The sequence below is a fragment of the Bradyrhizobium sp. 482_C4_N1_8 genome, from assembly GCF_052075965.1.
Lineage (GTDB): Bacteria > Pseudomonadota > Alphaproteobacteria > Rhizobiales > Xanthobacteraceae > Bradyrhizobium > Bradyrhizobium barranii.
The window spans coordinates 4,588,740-4,605,762 of sequence record NZ_CP197231.1 but is presented as its reverse complement, the minus strand read 5'-3'; the positions used below and the strand labels follow the sequence as shown (position 1 = coordinate 4,605,762).

Annotated in this window: 20 protein-coding genes; 12 read left to right on the top strand and 8 right to left on the bottom strand. The window is 64.1% G+C overall.

Features of this window, described 5'->3' with window-relative positions; translation table 11 throughout:
• Window positions 1–37: 37 nt before the first annotated feature.
• Both AB7Z56_RS22035 and pncA read right to left on the bottom strand, forming a co-directional pair.
• A complete protein-coding gene (locus tag AB7Z56_RS22035; protein WP_354123786.1) occupies window positions 38–1,153 on the bottom strand; it encodes an alpha/beta fold hydrolase in 1,116 nt (371 codons plus the stop codon).
• A 16-nt stretch (window positions 1,154–1,169) separates the two neighbouring features.
• Entirely contained in the window at window positions 1,170–1,796 is a 627-nt protein-coding gene (gene pncA, locus AB7Z56_RS22030) for a bifunctional nicotinamidase/pyrazinamidase (RefSeq protein ID WP_354123785.1), read from the bottom strand.
• A 257-nt stretch (window positions 1,797–2,053) separates the two neighbouring features.
• Here pncA and glk point away from each other — a divergent pair, with 257 nt between their 5' ends.
• The 3 genes from glk to AB7Z56_RS22015 all read left to right on the top strand — a co-directional run bounded on the left by glk (window position 2,054) and on the right by AB7Z56_RS22015 (window position 3,685).
• On the top strand, window positions 2,054–3,040 hold the full coding sequence (gene glk / locus AB7Z56_RS22025; protein ID WP_354123784.1) for a glucokinase: 987 nt from the start codon (window positions 2,054–2,056) through the stop codon (window positions 3,038–3,040).
• A gap of 139 nt (window positions 3,041–3,179) precedes the next feature.
• Window positions 3,180–3,383, top strand: coding sequence for a hypothetical protein (locus tag AB7Z56_RS22020; RefSeq protein WP_014495215.1), 204 nt, complete (start codon window positions 3,180–3,182; stop codon window positions 3,381–3,383).
• A gap of 146 nt (window positions 3,384–3,529) precedes the next feature.
• On the top strand, window positions 3,530–3,685 hold the full coding sequence (locus AB7Z56_RS22015; protein ID WP_259257549.1) for a hypothetical protein: 156 nt from the start codon (window positions 3,530–3,532) through the stop codon (window positions 3,683–3,685).
• A gap of 94 nt (window positions 3,686–3,779) precedes the next feature.
• On the opposite strand, the gene AB7Z56_RS22010 is transcribed toward AB7Z56_RS22015, so the two are convergent.
• Complete coding sequence (locus AB7Z56_RS22010; protein WP_014495213.1) at window positions 3,780–4,157, bottom strand: response regulator; 378 nt, start codon at window positions 4,155–4,157, stop codon at window positions 3,780–3,782.
• Window positions 4,158–4,268: 111 nt separating this feature from the next.
• Complete coding sequence (locus tag AB7Z56_RS22005) at window positions 4,269–5,072, bottom strand: Spy/CpxP family protein refolding chaperone (RefSeq protein WP_167767897.1); 804 nt, start codon at window positions 5,070–5,072, stop codon at window positions 4,269–4,271.
• Between the two features lie 483 nt (window positions 5,073–5,555).
• Between AB7Z56_RS22005 and AB7Z56_RS22000 the strand changes: the two genes are divergently transcribed.
• The 6 genes from AB7Z56_RS22000 to AB7Z56_RS21975 all read left to right on the top strand — a co-directional run bounded on the left by AB7Z56_RS22000 (window position 5,556) and on the right by AB7Z56_RS21975 (window position 11,694).
• Complete coding sequence (locus tag AB7Z56_RS22000) at window positions 5,556–6,896, top strand: ABC transporter substrate-binding protein (protein WP_283016516.1); 1,341 nt, start codon at window positions 5,556–5,558, stop codon at window positions 6,894–6,896.
• Window positions 6,897–7,044: 148 nt separating this feature from the next.
• Window positions 7,045–7,983, top strand: a complete 939-nt coding sequence (locus AB7Z56_RS21995) for a carbohydrate ABC transporter permease (RefSeq protein WP_063983244.1) — start codon at window positions 7,045–7,047, stop codon at window positions 7,981–7,983.
• Window positions 7,983–8,894 carry a carbohydrate ABC transporter permease gene (locus AB7Z56_RS21990; protein ID WP_063983243.1) on the top strand — a complete coding sequence of 304 codons (912 nt, stop codon included), beginning with the start codon at window positions 7,983–7,985 and terminating at the stop codon, window positions 8,892–8,894. Before AB7Z56_RS21995 ends, AB7Z56_RS21990 begins: the two co-directional genes overlap by 1 nt.
• Before the next feature lie 6 nt (window positions 8,895–8,900).
• Window positions 8,901–10,001, top strand: a complete 1,101-nt coding sequence (locus tag AB7Z56_RS21985; RefSeq protein WP_283016517.1) for an ABC transporter ATP-binding protein — start codon at window positions 8,901–8,903, stop codon at window positions 9,999–10,001.
• A 34-nt stretch (window positions 10,002–10,035) separates the two neighbouring features.
• Complete coding sequence (locus AB7Z56_RS21980) at window positions 10,036–11,025, top strand: hydroxyacid dehydrogenase (protein ID WP_247309946.1); 990 nt, start codon at window positions 10,036–10,038, stop codon at window positions 11,023–11,025.
• A 168-nt stretch (window positions 11,026–11,193) separates the two neighbouring features.
• Window positions 11,194–11,694 (top strand): hypothetical protein, encoded by a 501-nt coding sequence (locus AB7Z56_RS21975; protein ID WP_283016518.1) that lies wholly within the window; start codon window positions 11,194–11,196, stop codon window positions 11,692–11,694.
• Here the strand turns inward: AB7Z56_RS21975 and AB7Z56_RS21970 are convergent.
• Window positions 11,691–12,194 carry a DUF1993 domain-containing protein gene (locus AB7Z56_RS21970; protein WP_135213857.1) on the bottom strand — a complete coding sequence of 168 codons (504 nt, stop codon included), beginning with the start codon at window positions 12,192–12,194 and terminating at the stop codon, window positions 11,691–11,693. The genes AB7Z56_RS21975 and AB7Z56_RS21970 overlap by 4 nt on opposite strands.
• 113 nt (window positions 12,195–12,307) lie before the next feature.
• Between AB7Z56_RS21970 and AB7Z56_RS21965 the strand changes: the two genes are divergently transcribed.
• The gene (locus AB7Z56_RS21965) at window positions 12,308–13,090 is read left to right on the top strand and encodes a transporter substrate-binding domain-containing protein (RefSeq protein WP_283016519.1); all 783 of its coding nucleotides are present in this window, start codon (window positions 12,308–12,310) and stop codon (window positions 13,088–13,090) included.
• A 16-nt stretch (window positions 13,091–13,106) separates the two neighbouring features.
• Here AB7Z56_RS21965 and AB7Z56_RS21960 read toward each other — a convergent pair whose 3' ends face one another.
• Window positions 13,107–14,000 carry an alpha/beta hydrolase family protein gene (locus AB7Z56_RS21960; protein WP_354123783.1) on the bottom strand — a complete coding sequence of 298 codons (894 nt, stop codon included), beginning with the start codon at window positions 13,998–14,000 and terminating at the stop codon, window positions 13,107–13,109.
• 317 nt (window positions 14,001–14,317) lie between these two features.
• Between AB7Z56_RS21960 and AB7Z56_RS21955 the strand changes: the two genes are divergently transcribed.
• Both AB7Z56_RS21955 and AB7Z56_RS21950 read left to right on the top strand, forming a co-directional pair.
• Complete coding sequence (locus AB7Z56_RS21955) at window positions 14,318–15,205, top strand: DUF2147 domain-containing protein (protein ID WP_283016521.1); 888 nt, start codon at window positions 14,318–14,320, stop codon at window positions 15,203–15,205.
• Between the two features lie 180 nt (window positions 15,206–15,385).
• Window positions 15,386–15,742 (top strand): hypothetical protein, encoded by a 357-nt coding sequence (locus AB7Z56_RS21950; protein ID WP_283016522.1) that lies wholly within the window; start codon window positions 15,386–15,388, stop codon window positions 15,740–15,742.
• A 143-nt stretch (window positions 15,743–15,885) separates the two neighbouring features.
• On the opposite strand, the gene AB7Z56_RS21945 is transcribed toward AB7Z56_RS21950, so the two are convergent.
• Both AB7Z56_RS21945 and AB7Z56_RS21940 read right to left on the bottom strand, forming a co-directional pair.
• Window positions 15,886–16,290 (bottom strand): (R)-mandelonitrile lyase, encoded by a 405-nt coding sequence (locus AB7Z56_RS21945; RefSeq protein WP_135213661.1) that lies wholly within the window; start codon window positions 16,288–16,290, stop codon window positions 15,886–15,888.
• Between the two features lie 18 nt (window positions 16,291–16,308).
• The gene (locus AB7Z56_RS21940) at window positions 16,309–17,007 is read right to left on the bottom strand and encodes a ribonuclease activity regulator RraA (protein ID WP_071913810.1); all 699 of its coding nucleotides are present in this window, start codon (window positions 17,005–17,007) and stop codon (window positions 16,309–16,311) included.
• Window positions 17,008–17,023: the final 16 nt, after the last annotated feature.

Sequence of the window (17,023 nt, the reverse complement as noted above, 5' to 3'; positions counted from 1 at the left end):
TGTTCGCCGGCCCGGCCGGGCCAAGGTACTGACAAGGTCAGGCGCTGCGGGCCAGCACTCCGGAGAGGTCGTTGCGCAGCCACTCGGCGATCCGGGGCCAGGCATGGGCGTGGGTGCGCGCCCCCATGAACAGGCCGAGATGATTGCTGGGCTCGGAGGCCGCGGCAATGAAGGCCGGCGGTGTTCCGAGCAGACCGGCGGTCGCAAGCGCCTGTCTGGCCGGCACGACGTCGTCATCGAGTCCGGCCAGCAGGAAGACCGGCGCCTTGACGTCCCTCAGATCAACCTCGCGGCCGAGCGCCGTGAAGTTGCCGCCGGCAATCCGATTCTCCCGGAAGATTCGGTTGACGATCTCCAGATAATAGGTGCCGGGCAGGTTGAGCGTCTCGGTATTCCAGCGATCGAAACGCGCGAGCAGTGCCGCGCCCTCCTCGTCCGAGAGATCCCTCTGCAATGCCGCCGCAATGTCGTCGCGGCTCGGCGCCTTCGTCCAGAAGCGCAGCATCTCGTCGCCGCTGACATTGCCGCCGCCGCGCGCCACGAGCTGGTCGTAGAGCGCCTCAGGCGCATTGCGAGCTAGCTGGGACAGCGCGGAATCGATCGAGAGATCGACGGGCGCCCCCACCAGCACCAGCCGCCGCACCTTGGCGGGAAAGCGCGCCGCATAGAGCAGCGACAGCCAGCCACCCTGGCACAGGCCGACGAGATCGACCGGCGCGCCGATTTCGTCGACGGCGACGTTGAGATCGCCGAGATAGGCGTCGATCGAGAGATAGCGCATCTCCGGCGAGGCCGAGCGCCAGTCGGTGAGGTACACCCGATCGATGCCGCCATTTTGCAGGGACTGCACCACGCTGTGGCCGGGCGCGAAGTCGGCGATCAGGGCCCGATGCAGCGCATAGGGCGCGCAGACCAGTGCCGGCTGGCCGGATTGCGTCCGCGTGCAATCGCGCAGGCGCATGGTCGCAAGCTCCAAGGCGACTGTGTTGGGCGTCGTCCACGGCAGATTGCTCTCGTCCTGTTCCGGCGGACCGCGTTCCAGCCACCAGAAGCAGGCGTCCATCGCGAGCCGCGCTGCCGCAAACGGCCATAACAGCGGATCATCCGGAGGACGGTCCGACCCACCCAGCGGTTTGCCGCTCTTCTCCACCATGACTATCTCAGGGTCCTCACAGCAAGGCCTCCAGGCTGACGATCGAAATACCGCGCTCGCGAAAACTCCGATGGGTCGCGGCCACAGAGCCGTCGAGATCGATGCCGCGGCATGCGTCCTCGATGACGGCGACCTCGAACCCCGCCTTGCGGGCATCTTCCGCCGAGAAACGAACACAGAAATCCAGCGCCAGACCGGCGATGAAGACGGTCTTCAGCTCGCGCTCGCGCAAATAGCCGAGCAGCCCGGTCGGCGTCCGGTGGTCGTTCTCGAACAGCGCCGAATAGGAATCGATGCCGCGACGAAAGCCTTTGCGCACCACGAGGTTTGCCCTGGTAATTTCGAGCTGCCCATGGAATTCAGCGCCCGCCGTGCCTTGCACGCAGTGCGTCGGCCACAGCACCTGAGTGCCGTAGTCGAGCTCGATGGTCTGGAACGGCTGCTTGCCCGCATGGTTCGGTGCGAACGAGACGTGGTCGCCCGGATGCCAGTCCTGGGTCAGCACCACATTGGTGAATTTTGCGGCAATTCGGTTGATGGCCGGGACAACCTTCTCGCCGCCGGGAACGGCGAGCGCTCCGCCGGTGCAAAAGTCGTTCTGCACGTCGATCACCAGCAGCACGTCGCGGTCGGAAATCTGCATCGCAAGGTCCCGTTCCAGCCGTCCGGCGCGACGGGCGCCGAACGCTCCGTCCAATGTCGATCTTCCCGCGCGGCTTCGCAACCATCGACACATGCGGCGATATCGCGCCCGTCGCACCTGGGATGCAACGGTTTGGCGTTGTCCGAGTTGACTAGGCTCACCCAAGGACGGATTCTAGAGACGTTCGCAAATTGCGGATCTGATGGAGCGGAGGGAACGGTTCCCGCGAGCCTGCAGGGCGCGGCAGCCACAAGGTCATGAGTATCGGCAAGACAGGACAGATTCTTCTCGCCGATATCGGCGGCACCAATGCGCGCTTTGCGCTGAGCGAAAGCGCATCGGACAGCGGCGACCAGGCCGGGCCCATCGACTATGTGAAGGTCGCGGACTTCCCGACCGTCCGGGAAGCCATCGCCGACGTCCTTGCGCGCCGGTCCGGCGGCAAGCAGCCCAAACGCGCCGTGCTGGCCGTCGCGGGTCCCGTGACCAATAACCGCTGCGTCATGACCAACAGTCCGTGGGTCATCGACGGCAACGAGCTCCAGCCGGCCCTCGGCTTCGAGAGCGTGCATGTGCTCAATGATTTCGAGGTCGTGGCCTGGTCCCTGCCCGCCTTGAAGCCTGACGATTTGATCCCGCTCGGGGGCCAGGACGGCCTCCCCGGAGAACCGCTGCTGGTGGTTGGGCCTGGAACCGGCTTTGGCGTCTCCTGTCTGGTCGAACGCCACGGCGCCCGGCTGGCGGTCGTCACCGAGGCAGGCCACGCGACTTTGCCGGCGGAGACCGAGCGCGAGGAGCGCGTGATCGCGGCCATGCGCCGACGTCTCGGTCATGTCTCCATCGAGCGCGGCGCGCTTTCGGGCTCCGGCCTGCAAAACCTCTACGAGGCGCTGGCGGAGGTCGACGGCGCCCAAGTGCCGCACCGCGACGCCGCCGCCATCACCAAGGCCGCCCTGGAGGGCAGTTGCGAACTGAGCCGCGCGACGCTGGAGATGTTTTGCGCCATCCTCGGCTCGGTCACGGGCAATCTCGCGGTGACCTTCGGCGCCCGCGGCGGCGTCTACATCGCCGGCGGGATCGTGCCGCGCTTTCCGGAGTTCCTTGCCGCTTCCGCGTTCCGGGCACGCTTCGAAGCCAAGGGACGCTTCCAGGACTATTTGCGCAATATCCCGACCAGGCTGGTGACGAAACCCGACGCGAGCTTCGTCGGCCTGAAGATGTTCGCCGACCACAATCCGGATTGATGAGCCGCGATCGGCTCCGACGCCGTCCAGTCCGTTAACTATACACAGCTGATTGCAGCCAAGGCGCGGTTCCACGCAGGATCGTGCTTGCCCGACTGTGTCCGATGGGAAACAATTCCCGTAGTTGCGGGGGCGTGACATGCGTAAGCAGGACTTCGGTTTCGACTATCACCGCTATCACCGCCTGCTGACCGAGGCGGACGACGATGACAAGCGGCTGGCCCTGATCGAGCTCCTGATCGAGGAAAAGGCGCGCGACCGGCTGGCCGCGCAACGCGCCTCTGATCGCGCCGCCATGACGGCCCATACCATCGCCACTGTGCTGAAGAACGGCCGCAACTGAGACTTGCGGGACCGCTTGCTACTCGCGCAAACACGCGAGCGATGGCGATTCCGTTAACGATCCCTCGCAAGCTCGCGTCAAACTTTTTGCTCTAAGAGCTTCCCCTACCTGATGCAATTCAGGGGTCAACAAAGGGGGGAATGAACATGAGCATGATTTCGCTTGCCGCGATCCCGGCCGCCGTCGAAACCCGTTTTGCCGATTCTTCGTTCAAGATCATCTTGCTGTTCTGCTGCATGGGCCTGGTCGCCTCGTTCGGCGTGATGGCGCGCGGCATCGACCTCAGCGCCGGCCTGATCTGAGACGACGAGACATTCTTTCGCCAAATGGCCGCCCCTCACGGGCGGCCATTTTCGTTGGCGATCTCAGTACGGCGCTTCTCAGTGAGGAGCCTTCTCAGTGAGGAGTTTTGGCGACCGCGTCCGGAAACAGCGAATCGATCATCACCTTGAGCTGGTCGAGGGAAATCGGCTTGCGCAGGATAGGCCGCCGCCGGAGCAAGGACGGCAGCAGCTCCGGCCCGTAGCCGGTGGCGAACAGAAACGGCTTGCCGCGGCGCTCGATCAGGTCGGCGACTGGATCGACGTAGAGGCCCTTCAGGTTGATGTCGAGGATGGCGAAATCGTATTGCGCGGTCATCGCAAAGGCGCTCGCGTCCCGGACATTGTCCGCTTCCGCGACGACATGATGGCCGAGTTCCTCCACCATGTCGGCGATCATCATCCGGATCAACGCCTCGTCTTCGACCAGGAAAACGGAGAGTCCGTCCGCCATATCAACCCCGCAGTCAGCTTACGAAGCTAACCATACCCGAAATGCGGAGAGGATTCACGAATTCGTGGCGGGCGCCGTTAATTCAGACGCCCGCGATCGGATTCAACTTGATTAATCCAGCCCGCGCTCGTGGCTGAGGCGCACCATCTCCTGGATGAAGACCTGCTTCTGCTTGTCGTCGAGGCTCGAATAAAGCGGCTCGGCGGCATCGGCGACATTGCGCTGGTCGGCGGCGCGGTCGATCAGGAATTGCGATTCGTTGCGCATCTGCTCGATGATGTCGTCAGGCGGATCCCGCTTGGCGCGGGCGATCCGCAGGTTGAGCCGCTCCGCGCCATTATGCCCCAGATAGTGCATTGCGCTCGAGAAGCCGAACCAGTGCTTCTCCTGATCGGGCGTCAGGTTCAACTCGGTCTTGATCCGCTCGATATAGGAATCGCTGTTGGCGACGATCTGCTCGGCGGACTGTTGCGGCGCGCCGGGCTGGGTGAGGACGGTGACGTCCTTATTGTCCTTGTTGTCCTGCGGCGCATTCCTGGCTTCCTTGCTCGCCTTGGCGCCCTTGCCCGCCTTGGCGGTCTCCTTGGCGCCCTTGTCCTTGCCGGCGCCCGGCTGCTTGGAATCCTTGCTCGCGTCCTTGCTGGCATCCTTGCTCGCGTCCTTGGCAGCCGGAGCCGGCTGGTTGTTGACGCCGAGCACGCCGGTGAAGACACCGACCACGCCGCCGATCGCACCGCCCAGCACGCCGCCAACGGGTCCGGCCGCCTTGTTGCCGGCCGCAGCTCCATCCTGAACGCCCTTGACCAGGCCTTGCGCCTGCGCAACGGCGGCGGCGCCCAGCAGCACCGCGAGCACGGAGCCCAGCGCGAACCATCGCCGCAGGTGAAGCCGCGCAGGCGGCGCCGGGTTGATCATTCTGGTCTCCATCGTCGATCCGATTGTCCTGTCCGGGTGGGGGCCACCCGCCGGTTGCAACTCTATCGTTTTCGCCGCTTCGCGGTCCAGCCGCAGCCAATTGCTGTCCACGCCCGAAAACTGTTTGGCGCGAAGCGGTTATGAAGGCTTATTCGAAACTGCGGCGTAATTGCGCACGAGATGTCCTGCGGTCCTTGACCCGAAGTGTGCGTCGCAAAATGCGCCTCCGAGGTTCACCGCTGGCGCGCGTCGCGCGACGGCGCCGCCGCGTTCCCGGACGCAACGTTAGTTCTAGACGGCGAGTCGTTCGGCTTCCTCGACAGACGGGATCAATCATGATCTGATCGCGCTACCAATTTGCTGCGCTTCGCGCGATTTCACGGCGAGGCGGTAGCACCAAGAAACGCGAACAAAAATCAAAAACAAAACTCGGAATGCCAGAGGAAACGCGAAAACAATAAAACATCCAGGTGAGGAAACGAGATGTCACGCAAGACACTGACGCGACGTCAATTTGTAGCCGCCACTGCAATGTCCTCCGCCGCGCTGATCACAGCGCCCTATGTCCGCGGCGCTTACGCCGCCGGCAAACTCTCGATCGGCTTCTGGGACCACTGGGTGCCCGGTGCCAACGACGCCTCCACCGCCATGGTCAAGGAATGGGCTGAAAAGGAGAAGGTCGAAGTTTCCATCGATTACATCACCAGCAACAACAAGAAGATCGAGTTGACGGTCGCGGCCGAAGCGCAGGCCAAATCCGGCCACGACATTCTTCAGATGTACACCTGGTGGCCGCATGCGTATGCCGAGCAGTTTGAACCGGTGAACGACGTGGTCGAGGAGGCGATCAAGCAGAACGGTGAGGTCAACGACACGGTCAAATATCTCGGCAAGGCCAACGGCAAATGGCTTGCGGTCCCGGCAACCCCGGGGAGCCAGATCAAGGGGCCCTGCTCGCGCATCGACCTCATGAAGAAGCATGCGGGGATCGACGTCCAGGAACTGTACCCCGTCGGCGCGCCGCCCAAGGCCGATAGCTGGAATATGGATACATTCCTGAAGGCGGCGGAAGCCTGCCAGAAGGCCGGTTTCCCATTCGGAATCGGTCTCGGCGAGACCACCGACAGCGTCGATACCGCGGGCGCCATCTTCCAGTCGTTCGGCGCCGAACTCGTCAACGCCAAGGGCGATGTCACGGTGAAGACCGATGAGGTTCGCCAGGCGCTCGAATATTACAAGAAGCTGATCGCCTTCCTGCCACCGGACGCGCCGTCCTGGGATGATGCGTCGAACAACAAATGGCTGATCTCCGGCCGCGGCGCCCTCATCATGAATCCGCCGAGCGCCTGGGCGGTCGCCAAGCGCGACGCGCCGCAGGTCGCCGAGCAATGCTGGACGCACGGCTTCCCCTCCGGTCCTAAAGGCCGGTATGCGCCGTTCCTGCCCTATTTCTGGGGTCTCTGGAATTTCTCCAAGAACAAGGCATCGGCCAAGAGCCTTCTGGCTTTTCTGTCACAGCCGTCATCGATCGAAAAGTTCGTCGCGGCGAGCGGCGGCTACGATTTGCCGGCCTATTCGAAGATGACGACCCTGAAGACCTGGGCCGAGGTAGGCCCGCCGAAGGGCACGCTCTATCACTATCCAAATCCCTACAATCATCAGACACTGTCGATTGCGGCCTCTCCGGCGCCGCCGAAGATCGCCCAGCAGATCTACGCGCAGGCCACGCTGACCAAGATGGCGCTGCGCTTTGCGCAGGGCGAAAAGTTGGAGACCGCACTCGCCTGGGGCGAAGGCGAGTGTGAAGGCTTCATGCGAACCTAAGCCGGGGTGTGCCACGGCGGTTCACGCATCCCCGCGTGAGCCGCTAGGGCACCCCACCGTTCGATGGAATGAGCAGATCGAGCCGACACGCGGGTGCCGGCTCCGCCGTTGGACATTCCGCAAGGAAGCTTGACCCAAGGACACTGACATGGCCGATGTCGTCGTTGAGGACGGTCGCGTCGCCCGCACGGCGAGCGCGCGCAAACGGACGGGCCTGCACAATGCGTTGAAGCGGAAATCGACCGTGGCGTTCTTCCTGACGCTGCCGCTGATCCTGCTGATCGCGCTGTTCGTGCTTTACCCTGCCCTGTTCTCGATCCACCTCGCGACGCTGAACAAGTCGATGCAAAAATTCGTCGGCTTCGGCAACTTCACCTTCCTGTTCAAGCGCGAGACGTTCTGGATGGTGGTGGAGCAGTCCTGCATCTTCGCGATCACCGCCGTGTTCTTCAAGGCGCTGATCGGCTTCATCGTCGCGCATTTGGTGCACAACATACCGGCCAAGGGCCAGCGCAAATGGCGCGGCATGCTGCTGGTGCCCTGGGTGATCCCGCCGGCGATGAGCACGCTCGCCTGGCTGTGGCTGTTCGACCCCTCCTACAGCGCCTTCAACTACACGCTCTCCTTCTTCGGCATCGGTCCCATCAACTGGCTCGGCAATGCCGCCTGGGCGCGCTTTTCCGTCATCCTCGTCAACGTCTGGTACGGCGCGCCGTTCTTCCTGATCATGTACCTGGCGGCGCTGAAATCGGTGCCGGACCAGCTCTACGAGGCCGCCGCAATCGACGGCGCCAATTGGTGGCAGAAGATGTGGTACGTGACGCTGCCGATGATGCGCAACATCATCGCGATCACGACGCTGTTCTCGCTGATCGTCACCTTCGCTAATTTCGACATCGTCCGCATCCTGACCTCAGGCGGGCCTCTCGACCAGACCCAGATCTTTGCCACCTATGCGTTCCGGGTCGGCATCGAGAGCAACGACATTCCGCTCGGCGCCAGCGTCTCGCTGTTCATGGTCCCGATCCTCGCCGTCGCAGCGATCTTCATCCTGCGCGACGTCAATAAACGCGGGAACGAATCCTGATGAGCACAATAGCGATCGACAAGGCCGGCCCCCGGCGCAAGGTTAAATATGGCAGCATGAGCCGCGACCGTACCTGGGCGCTGCGCTGGTCCTATTTCTTCCTGGTGCTGTTTGCGATCTTCTTTCTGACGCCGCCGCTCTACATGGTGATCACCTCGCTCAAGAGCAGCGCGGAGATCTCGGCTGCGACCAATCCGTGGTGGGTGTTCCACCCGACGCTGGCGAACTATGTCGAACTACTGACGTCGAACCAATTCCTCCGGTTCTTCTGGAATTCGACCATCGTGTCGCTGGTGGTTGTGCTCGTCACGATGCTGATCAGCATCCCTGCCGCCTTCGCGCTCGCGCGGATGAAGTTCTGGGGCTCGACGACGCTCGCCACCGGCGTGTTCCTGACCTACCTGGTTCCGGACAGCCTCCTCTTCATCCCGCTGTTCAAGATGCTGGCGCTGGTTCAGGACATCACCGGCATCACGCTCCTGAACCGATGGTACGTGCTGCTATTCGTCTATCCGACGCTGACGGTGCCGTTCTGTACCTGGATCATGATCGGCTATTTCGCCTCGATCCCGAAGGAGCTCGACGAGGCCGCGATCATCGACGGCGCCTCGTGGCTTCAGACCCTGACGCGGATCTTTATTCCGGTCGCGCTGCCGGGCCTGATTGCCGCGACCATCTTCGCCTTCACGGTGTCCTGGGCGCAGTTCCTCTATCCCCTGGTGTTCACGACGTCCATCGACCAGCTCGTGCTCCCGGTCGGCATCACCACCACCCTGATCAAGGGCGACGTCTTCAACTGGGGCCAGATCATGACCGGCGCGCTGCTCGGCGCAGCTCCGCCGCTGGTCATCTACGCCTTCCTGATGGACTACTACATCGCCGGCCTGACCGCCGGCGCGACAAAGGGTTGATGTCTCATGGCTGACGTTGCATTGCGGAAGGTGGTCAAGCGTTACGATGATGTCGAAGCCGTGCGCGGCATCGACTTGGACATCGCCGACCATGAGTTCATCGTGCTGGTCGGGCCTTCGGGCTGCGGCAAGTCGACGACGCTGCGCATGATCGCGGGCCTCGAGGACATCAGCGACGGCGACATCATGATCGGCGGCGACGTCGTCAATGACGTACCGCCGAAGGATCGCGATATCGCCATGGTGTTCCAGAACTACGCGCTCTACCCGCACATGACGGTCGCGGAGAACATGTCGTTCGGGCTGCGCCTGAAGCACTTTCCCAAGGCCGAGATCAAGGCGCGGGTCACGGAAGCCGCCCGCCTCCTCGACATCACCGACCTGATCGACCGCAAGCCGAAGCAGCTCTCCGGCGGCCAGCGCCAGCGTGTCGCGATGGGCCGCGCCATCGTGCGCAATCCGAAAGTGTTCCTGTTCGATGAGCCGCTGTCCAATCTCGACGCCAAGCTGCGCGTGCAGATGCGGATCGAGATCAAGAAGGTGCACCAGAAGGTACGCACCACCACGGTCTACGTCACCCACGACCAGGTCGAGGCGATGACGTTGGCTGACCGCGTCGTTGTGATGAACAAGGGCCGCATCGAGCAGATCGGCACGCCCAACGAGCTCTACCACAAGCCGGCGACGCGCTTCGTCGCCGGCTTCATCGGCTCGCCCGCGATGAATTTCATCCCGTGCCGGCTGGAGGATGTCGGCGGCGCGCTCCAGATCCGTTTGACCGACCGCATCGCCTTTGCGCTGCCACAGGCTCGCGCCGCGCGCTACAACGCGCTGCCGCGCACCGACAAGCTGCTGCTCGGCCTCCGGCCGGAGCACCTCACCGAGTCGCATGCGCATCTCGGGCCCGGCGTCGAGACCTTCGACACCGTGCTCGACGTCACCGAGCCGATGGGGATGGAGACCCTGGTCTATTTCGGCCTCGACGGCACGCCGATCTGCGGCCGCGTCGATCCCAACGCCGGCGCCAAGGACGGGGCACCCATGCGTTTGGCGATGGACCTCAACAATATGCACCTGCTAAACGAAGACACCGGCGTCGTGCTGTGACGCCGTCTCAAGAAACGCAAGCAGGCGGGGAGCGATGGCGACCAACAAGAAGAAGATTTTCGTTACACAAACTTTGTCGCAAGGGGCACGCGCCCTCCTCACCCAGCGGGACGATATCGAGCTCGTCGAGTTTCCGAACCTGATCTCGGCCAAGGATTTCGAAGCCTTGCTGAAGAACCACGCGCCGGTTCACGGCGTGGCGCTGGGTGCCACCGCCTTCGGTGAGACCGAGCTTGAGGCCTCGAAGGACATGAAGGTGGTGACCCGCATCGGCGTCGGTTACGACGCCGTCGACGTGCCCGCCCTCTCCCGCCGCAAGGTGCCGCTGATGGTGGCGGGCAGCGCCAACTCGCCCTCGGTCGCCGAGCAGGCGCTGTTCATGATGCTGACGCTGGCCAAGCGCGCCAATGAGATGCACGCCTGCGTCAAGGATGGCCAATGGGCCAACCGGCTCGGCATGCTGCCGTTCGACCTCTACGGCAAGACCGTGCTGATCATCGGCTTCGGCCGCATCGGCAGTCGCACCGCCAAGCGCTGCCAAGCGATGGAAATGAAGGTGCAGGTCTACGATCCCTACAAGCCTGCCGCCGAGATCAAGGCCGCGGGCTGCGAGCCCGTCGCCGATCTCGACGCAGCGCTGCCCAACGCCGACTTCGTCACCATCCATTGCCCGAAGACGCCGGAAACCGTCGGGCTGTTCGATGCGGCGCGGATCGGCCGGATGAAGCCGAAATCCTATCTCATCAACACTGCACGCGGCGGCATCGTGAAGGAGGCCGCGCTATACGACGCCCTGGTCTCCGGCAGGATTGCCGGTGCCGGGATCGACGTGTTCGAGGTGGAGCCGCCGCCGGTCAGCAACGCGCTGTTCGCGCTGCCCAACGTCATCATGGCCCCGCACGTCGCCGGCGTCACCGTCGAGGCGGTGAGCCGCATGAGCGAGCAGACCGCTCGCAATATCCTGAGTGTGCTGGACGGCGATCCCATCCGGCAGAACATCATCAACCAGGACGTGCTCGGCTGAGCCGACCTCCGGGCGGGCGGTTATCCGCCCGCCTCCGGAACGCCAGAATGCGTCCCATTTTGGTGCAGATCGAGCCCCAACTCAGCCTTAATCAAACCCGCGTAATAAGTCCGGCCGCGGCGGCAGTGGGACAGACTTGCCGGCCGCGTCGAGCTGGAGGATGAACCCTTGTCAGAGATCGACCCGACCGACCACGCGCTGGCAACCATCGCCAGCATTTTGGAGCACCCCGAGCCCGTCCGCGAGACCGAGACCGAAATGGTGGTCGACGGTGAGCAGGTCGTCGCCGACGAGCATCCGATCGCCGACGAGCATGTGGTGGTCGACGAGCATGCGATGGTCGACGAGCACGAGCATCCTCTGGTCGAGGAGCAGCCGCTGGTGCCGGAGCACACCGATGCCGATGGCTACAGCAAGGTCGGTCCGGGGCCGATGGTGGCGATCCGTCTGAAATGGACGGTCCATCGCGGCGATGACGGCCAGTTCTACGTCCACGAGACCATCGGCGAGCAGTCCGCGCCCGTGGTCAGCGGCCCGATGACGAGCGAAGCCGCGGTGCATTTCGTCGACGCGCACGAGGACGAGGCACATCGGCGCTTCGAGGAGCTGCGCAGCGAGATCGCCGGCCGCAGCTCGCTCGCCGATTACGAGCGCAAGGGCGAAGCCTAGCGCTCGCGGGGGCCGAGAAAATCCCGCTTCACGAGCTCGACCCCGGCATGCCGGAGCAGGTCGTAGGACGTCGTGACGTGAAAGAAGAATTGCGGGACGCTGAACGTCAGCAGCAGCGTCCGCCCGGTGAAGGGCAGCTCGGTCCCGTTTTTCAGCCTGAAGAAGACATTCCGTTCCGCCGCACTATCGATCTCGGCGCGCGACAGGCTTTCGATGAACTCGATTGACGTCGCAATGCGCGCCTGAAGCCCGGCGATGTCGTGCTCCAGCGCCGGCAGCGTCACCGGCTCCTGGTCGGCCAGCAAGGCCGGCGCGACCGTGGCATGGCGGCACGCCTCCCCTATCTGCTGCGCCAGATCGTACATATTCGGCGCCATGCGCATGCCGAGCAGGACGGCCGGATTGAACTTCCGGCTTTCGGCATAGGCGACGCCCTTGTCCAGCAGTGCCGACAGGTTGCGCAGATATGGCACGAAGACGCCGACCGAGGCGTCGTACATCGAGATCGTCACCCTAATTTCCCTTCAATTCCGCCTCGCCAGTGACGGGCATCTGGTCTAAATCCAAGTTTCAAGAGCTGCACAATGACAGCTCGGGCATGGGTGGAAAAGAGATGATCGTTCGAATCGTGGCGGCTTTGACCGCGGTCCTGCTGGCGAACTTTTCGGCATATGCGCAGCAGCCGGCGCCGTCGCGCCTCGACGAGATCGTCAAGCGCGACACTTTGCGCGTCGGTATGACCGGCGACTACAAGCCTTTCACCTACCTGGACAAGGCGACGCAGCAGTTCAGCGGCTTCGACGTCGACATGGCGGAGGCGCTCGGCAAGGCGCTCGGCGTCAAGGTCGAATTCGTGCCGACGGCCTGGCCGAAGCTCATGAAGGACTTCGAGGCCGACCAGTTCGACATCGCCATGGGCGGCGTCTCGGTCACGCTCGATCGGCAGAAGAAGGGCTTCTTCTCGATGCCGATCATGCGCGAAGGCAAGACGCCGATCGCGCGCTGCGCCGATGTCGGCAAGTACCAGACCATCTCCGACATCGACAAGAAGGGCACCCGCGTCATCGTCAATCCCGGCGGCACCAATGAGCGGTTCGCGCGCGCCAACATCAAGGACGCCGAGATCAACGTCTTCCCCGACAACACCGTGATCTTCGACGAGATCGCCAAGGGCAACGCCGATTTGATGATGACGGACGCCTCCGAGACCCGCTACCAGCAGAAGCAGCATTCCGGCGTGCTCTGCGCGGTGCATCCCGAAAAGCCGTTCGACTTCTCGGAGAAGGCCTACTGGCTCCAGCGCGACATGGCGCTGAAGGCTTTCGTCGACCAGTGGCTGCACATCTCGATGGAGGACGGCAGCTACAGGAAGATCTACGCCGCCTGGTTCGACTAGCGACCGATCTTGTCCGTCACTCCAGATGCTTGCGGAAGAAGCTCACAGCCGCGTCGTTGAAGGCGCTGTGAAACGCTTCCCTGTCGAACCCGGGCGGATCAGTGCACAGGATCGGCGCGGCTTCGGCCAGCTTGGGCGGACATGGCGCAAGAAAGGAAAAGTGCGACGAGTTCGGCACGATCCGGAAGTCAGGGCGCGCGGGAAGCATTTGTTCCAGCGTATCGACTGAAGCGGGCACGACACCGTCGCCGCCGAGCGCCGAACGCCATAAGAGAATTGGGATCGTCACATTGGCGAGGCGCTCCCGGTTGAAAAGGCCTTCATAAAGGGGCGGATCCGCCAGCACGGCAGCTCTGATGCGGGGGTCGTGTACGGCCGCCTCTGTTGGCACAAGGCCATCGCGAATGGCCTGGCATTTTGGCGTCGTGGCTCCATCTCTATCGCAGAGCGGAGCGAGCGCTCCGAAATCGGGATTGCCGCCGATCACGACGAGACCGGTATAGGCGCCGCGCGAGAACCCGAACAAGCCAACCCGCTTGGGGTCCAGGACCGCCGCTTCCTTCCAGGCGCCGAGCATGAAATCCGTAAGCCGCTTCATGTCGGCGGGGCGCTCGACCAGGACGGAGAATTCATCGGTCCGGCTGCTGTCTCTGGCAGTGTCGCCTGGGTGATTGATCGCGGCGACCACGAAGCCGGCATCGGCCAATGCGGTCGCCGTGTCGACGTGGCCCAAAAACGAGCCGCGCCGTCCGTGCGACACGACGATCAGCGGCAGTCGATTGCCCGCTACCGGACAGTCCTTCACACCCGGCAGGAAGACACCGCCGCCCAAAGCGACCTCGGAGGGCGCCGCCGCACAAGGTGTCCACACCATGCCAGTGAGCGCGGAGCGGCCGGCGTCCGCCGGCACTTCGATAAATCCGAGCCCGGCCGCGTGCGCCAGTGTCGCAGCAAGGCAAGCGACTACGATCAGAACAAGTTCGCCAAGGCGCGGCCATAGCATTTGCGTGTGCTTTCGGAAGCTTCAACCACAACGGTTTTACTTGCCCATCCCATACCCCGTCCAGAGCTGCGCCGCGCCGCCGTCCAACTCTGGACGGAGTTCAGCGTTATTGAACCCGCAACCGCCGGACCACGACTCATACGGTGACAGTGATCTAGATCACTTTTTGCGATCGAACCGACGCGTAAGCGTTGGTACGGGGACCAGCTGTTCAGGAGACGGAAATGAGGAAGCTGTTGGCCACGGCCGCATTCCTTTTGGCGAGCACCGCTGCTCAGGCGCAGTACACTTTCGAGTATGGCGGGCGCACCATCCGCATCGATCCGGACCGCGGCACGGTGCAGATCCCCGGCGTCTACGACAACACCGGCCAGGGCAAGGCGAAGAAAGCCAAGAAGAACGAGACGACCCCGGGCCAGCAGGCGCCGCAACAGGCCAAGGTTGATCCGCAACCGCCGGCCGCTCCGGCGCCAGCTCCCGCCCCTGTCGCAGCGCCGCCCGCAACCGAACAGGCGCCAGCCGCTGCAGCGCCGCCGCCAGTTCCGCCCCCGCCCGCTCCGCCGCCGTCTGCAACCGCCAGCAACGCGCCGGCTGAGGCGGCCGTGTTGCCGCCACCTGCACCGCCTCCGGCGCCCGCTCCGGTCGAGCAGCAGGCAGCCCCCGCCGTGGCGCCGCCGCCGGCCCCGACTGTGGCCGCTGTACCCCCGGCGCCGCCTCCAGCCCCCGCTCCGGCCCCCGCACCCGTTCAGGCGGCTGCCGTCGCACCGCCGGCTCCTGCAGCCGCGCCCGCGCGCGATCTCAATTCACCACTCGGCATCTGGCTGACCGAGGAGAAGGAAGGCAAGGTCCGCATCGAGCAATGCGGCAGCAATCTCTGCGGCTATTCGGTCGACAGCAAATCGAACCAGAACGGCGAACAGGTCCTCATCAACATGAAACCCGCCAAGGACCAGAACAAGGATCAGAAATGGTCCGGTCGCATCCTCGATCTCAACTCCGGCTCGACCTACGATTCCACGATCGCGATGAAGGGCACCGACCGCCTGCGCGTGCAGGGCTGCGCCTTCGGCGGCATGTTCTGCGGCGGCCAGACCTGGACGCGCGTGAACTGAGTCCGACTTCGACGTTCGAACCGAGACGAGGGGCCCGCGATCCGGGCCCCTTTGCTTTTGTCCGCGATCTCTTTGCGGAGTGCGCCACCTCACGGAGCCCCTTGCGCACGTGACAGCCCTCACATCGCGGGTTCCGCGCTCATGCCACGATCCCCCCATGGTCAACCAACGGGGCGTGTCATGAACGGATTTCGCAAAGGTCTCTTCGCCAGCATTGTCGCCATCGCGGTCCCGCTGACGCAGGCGGGCGCGGCGACCTCCACCTTCGACGGCGCATGGAATGTCCGCATCTCATCAACGAGCGAGACTTGCGGTAACGGCGCAACGGTCTCGATCGGCATCAGCAACGGTCAGATCGCATCGAGCAGCGCTGTGGTTTCAGCATCCGGCCGCGTGGCCGATGCCGGCAGCATCAACGTCACCTTGAGCACCGGGATCAAACGCGCCGTCGGCTTCGGCCGGCTCAGCGGCACTTCAGGCTCCGGCACATGGCGCGGCCCCCTGTGCACGGGCACGTGGACGGCGGAGCGGATGTGATTTGCCGCGTCCCGGACGCGCTGCAACGCGCAGCGTTGCTGCACTGAGCCGGGACCCAAGGGCACTTGCTTTGAGGAAGCTTGTGGGCCCCCGGATCGGCAACGCAGCGCTTACGCGCTGCATTGTATCCGGGGCACGAGAGATTAGCCGAGCGGCGCGCCGTACTCCGTGTCGGTCACCGGCTCCAGCCAGGTCGAATAGACGCCGTCGAGCGCCTCCTGCATGGCGATGTGGCACATGCTGTTGTTTGGCGAGGCGCCGTGCCAGTGCAGTTCACCCGGCGGAATCCAGACGGTGTCACCGGGACGGATCTCCTTGACAGGGCCACCCTTGGTCTGGACGCGGCCGACGCCCGAAATCACGTAGAGCGTCTGCCCAAGCGGATGGTGGTGCCAGTTGGTGCGCGCGCCCGGCTCAAAGGTGACGCGCGAGCAGTTCAGCCGCGCCGGCGCCGGCGCCATGATCACGGGGTCCTGCAACACGGTGCCCGTAAAATTTTCCTTGGGCGCGCGGCGGGTCGGCCGCGTGCCTGCGACGGTGATTTCCATGGGATACCTCGTTTCCTGTTACTTCTTGCTGGCGGCGTAGCGCGCCTTGGTTTCGGCGTTCATGGGATAGAGGCCCGGCAGCACCGCGCCGTTGTTCACCTCGTTGACGATCCAGGCTTCCATCCGCTCCTGCTCGACGCTCTCATTGAGCACGTGATCGAGCATCGCCTGCGGGATCAGCACGCAGCCGTCCTGGTCGGCGACCACGATGTCGTTCGGGAACACCGCAACGCCGCCGCAGCCGATCGGCTCGCCCCAGCCGACGAAGGTGAGGCCTGCAACCGACGGCGGCGCGGCATAGCCGTCGCACCACACCGGAAGATTGGTGCCGAGCACGCCCTCGACGTCCCGCACCACGCCATCGGTGACGAGTGCGGTCACGCCGCGCTTCATCATGCGCGCGCAAAGAATGTCGCCGAAGATGCCGGCATCGGTGATGCCCATGGCATCGACCACGGCGATGCAGCCATCCGGCATCGCCTCGATCGCGGTGCGGGTCGAGATCGGCGACGACCAGGATTCCGGCGTCGCCAGATCCTCGCGCGCCGGCACGAAGCGCAGCGTGAAGGCCGGCCCGACCAGGCGCGGCAAGCCCGGACGCAGCGGACGCGCGCCGCGCATCCAGACGTTGCGCAGGCCCTTCTTCAGCAGGACCGTGGTGATGGTGGCAGTGGTGATGCCGGCGAGGGTCTTGCGGGCTTCGGGGGACAGCGACATGGACGAGAACGAGCTC

What these genes read in the sequence shown, in the direction of transcription:
- AB7Z56_RS21955 (WP_283016521.1), top strand. Translation starts at nt 14,318, where the DNA reads ATGAGGAAGCTGTTGGCCACGGCCGCATTCCTTTTGGCGAGCACCGCT.
- AB7Z56_RS21940 (WP_071913810.1), bottom strand. Translation starts at nt 17,007, where the DNA reads ATGTCGCTGTCCCCCGAAGCCCGCAAGACCCTCGCCGGCATCACCACT.
- AB7Z56_RS22010 (WP_014495213.1), bottom strand. Translation starts at nt 4,157, where the DNA reads ATGGCGGACGGACTCTCCGTTTTCCTGGTCGAAGACGAGGCGTTGATC.
- glk (WP_354123784.1), top strand. Translation starts at nt 2,054, where the DNA reads ATGAGTATCGGCAAGACAGGACAGATTCTTCTCGCCGATATCGGCGGC.
- AB7Z56_RS22035 (WP_354123786.1), bottom strand. Translation starts at nt 1,153, where the DNA reads ATGGTGGAGAAGAGCGGCAAACCGCTGGGTGGGTCGGACCGTCCTCCG.
- AB7Z56_RS22000 (WP_283016516.1), top strand. Translation starts at nt 5,556, where the DNA reads ATGTCACGCAAGACACTGACGCGACGTCAATTTGTAGCCGCCACTGCA.
- AB7Z56_RS21945 (WP_135213661.1), bottom strand. Translation starts at nt 16,290, where the DNA reads ATGGAAATCACCGTCGCAGGCACGCGGCCGACCCGCCGCGCGCCCAAG.
- AB7Z56_RS21990 (WP_063983243.1), top strand. Translation starts at nt 7,983, where the DNA reads ATGAGCACAATAGCGATCGACAAGGCCGGCCCCCGGCGCAAGGTTAAA.
- AB7Z56_RS21995 (WP_063983244.1), top strand. Translation starts at nt 7,045, where the DNA reads ATGGCCGATGTCGTCGTTGAGGACGGTCGCGTCGCCCGCACGGCGAGC.
- pncA (WP_354123785.1), bottom strand. Translation starts at nt 1,796, where the DNA reads ATGCAGATTTCCGACCGCGACGTGCTGCTGGTGATCGACGTGCAGAAC.
- AB7Z56_RS21970 (WP_135213857.1), bottom strand. Translation starts at nt 12,194, where the DNA reads ATGTACGACGCCTCGGTCGGCGTCTTCGTGCCATATCTGCGCAACCTG.
- AB7Z56_RS21985 (WP_283016517.1), top strand. Translation starts at nt 8,901, where the DNA reads ATGGCTGACGTTGCATTGCGGAAGGTGGTCAAGCGTTACGATGATGTC.
- AB7Z56_RS22015 (WP_259257549.1), top strand. Translation starts at nt 3,530, where the DNA reads ATGAGCATGATTTCGCTTGCCGCGATCCCGGCCGCCGTCGAAACCCGT.
- AB7Z56_RS22005 (WP_167767897.1), bottom strand. Translation starts at nt 5,072, where the DNA reads ATGATCAACCCGGCGCCGCCTGCGCGGCTTCACCTGCGGCGATGGTTC.
- AB7Z56_RS21950 (WP_283016522.1), top strand. Translation starts at nt 15,386, where the DNA reads ATGAACGGATTTCGCAAAGGTCTCTTCGCCAGCATTGTCGCCATCGCG.
- AB7Z56_RS21965 (WP_283016519.1), top strand. Translation starts at nt 12,308, where the DNA reads ATGATCGTTCGAATCGTGGCGGCTTTGACCGCGGTCCTGCTGGCGAAC.
- AB7Z56_RS22020 (WP_014495215.1), top strand. Translation starts at nt 3,180, where the DNA reads ATGCGTAAGCAGGACTTCGGTTTCGACTATCACCGCTATCACCGCCTG.
- AB7Z56_RS21980 (WP_247309946.1), top strand. Translation starts at nt 10,036, where the DNA reads ATGGCGACCAACAAGAAGAAGATTTTCGTTACACAAACTTTGTCGCAA.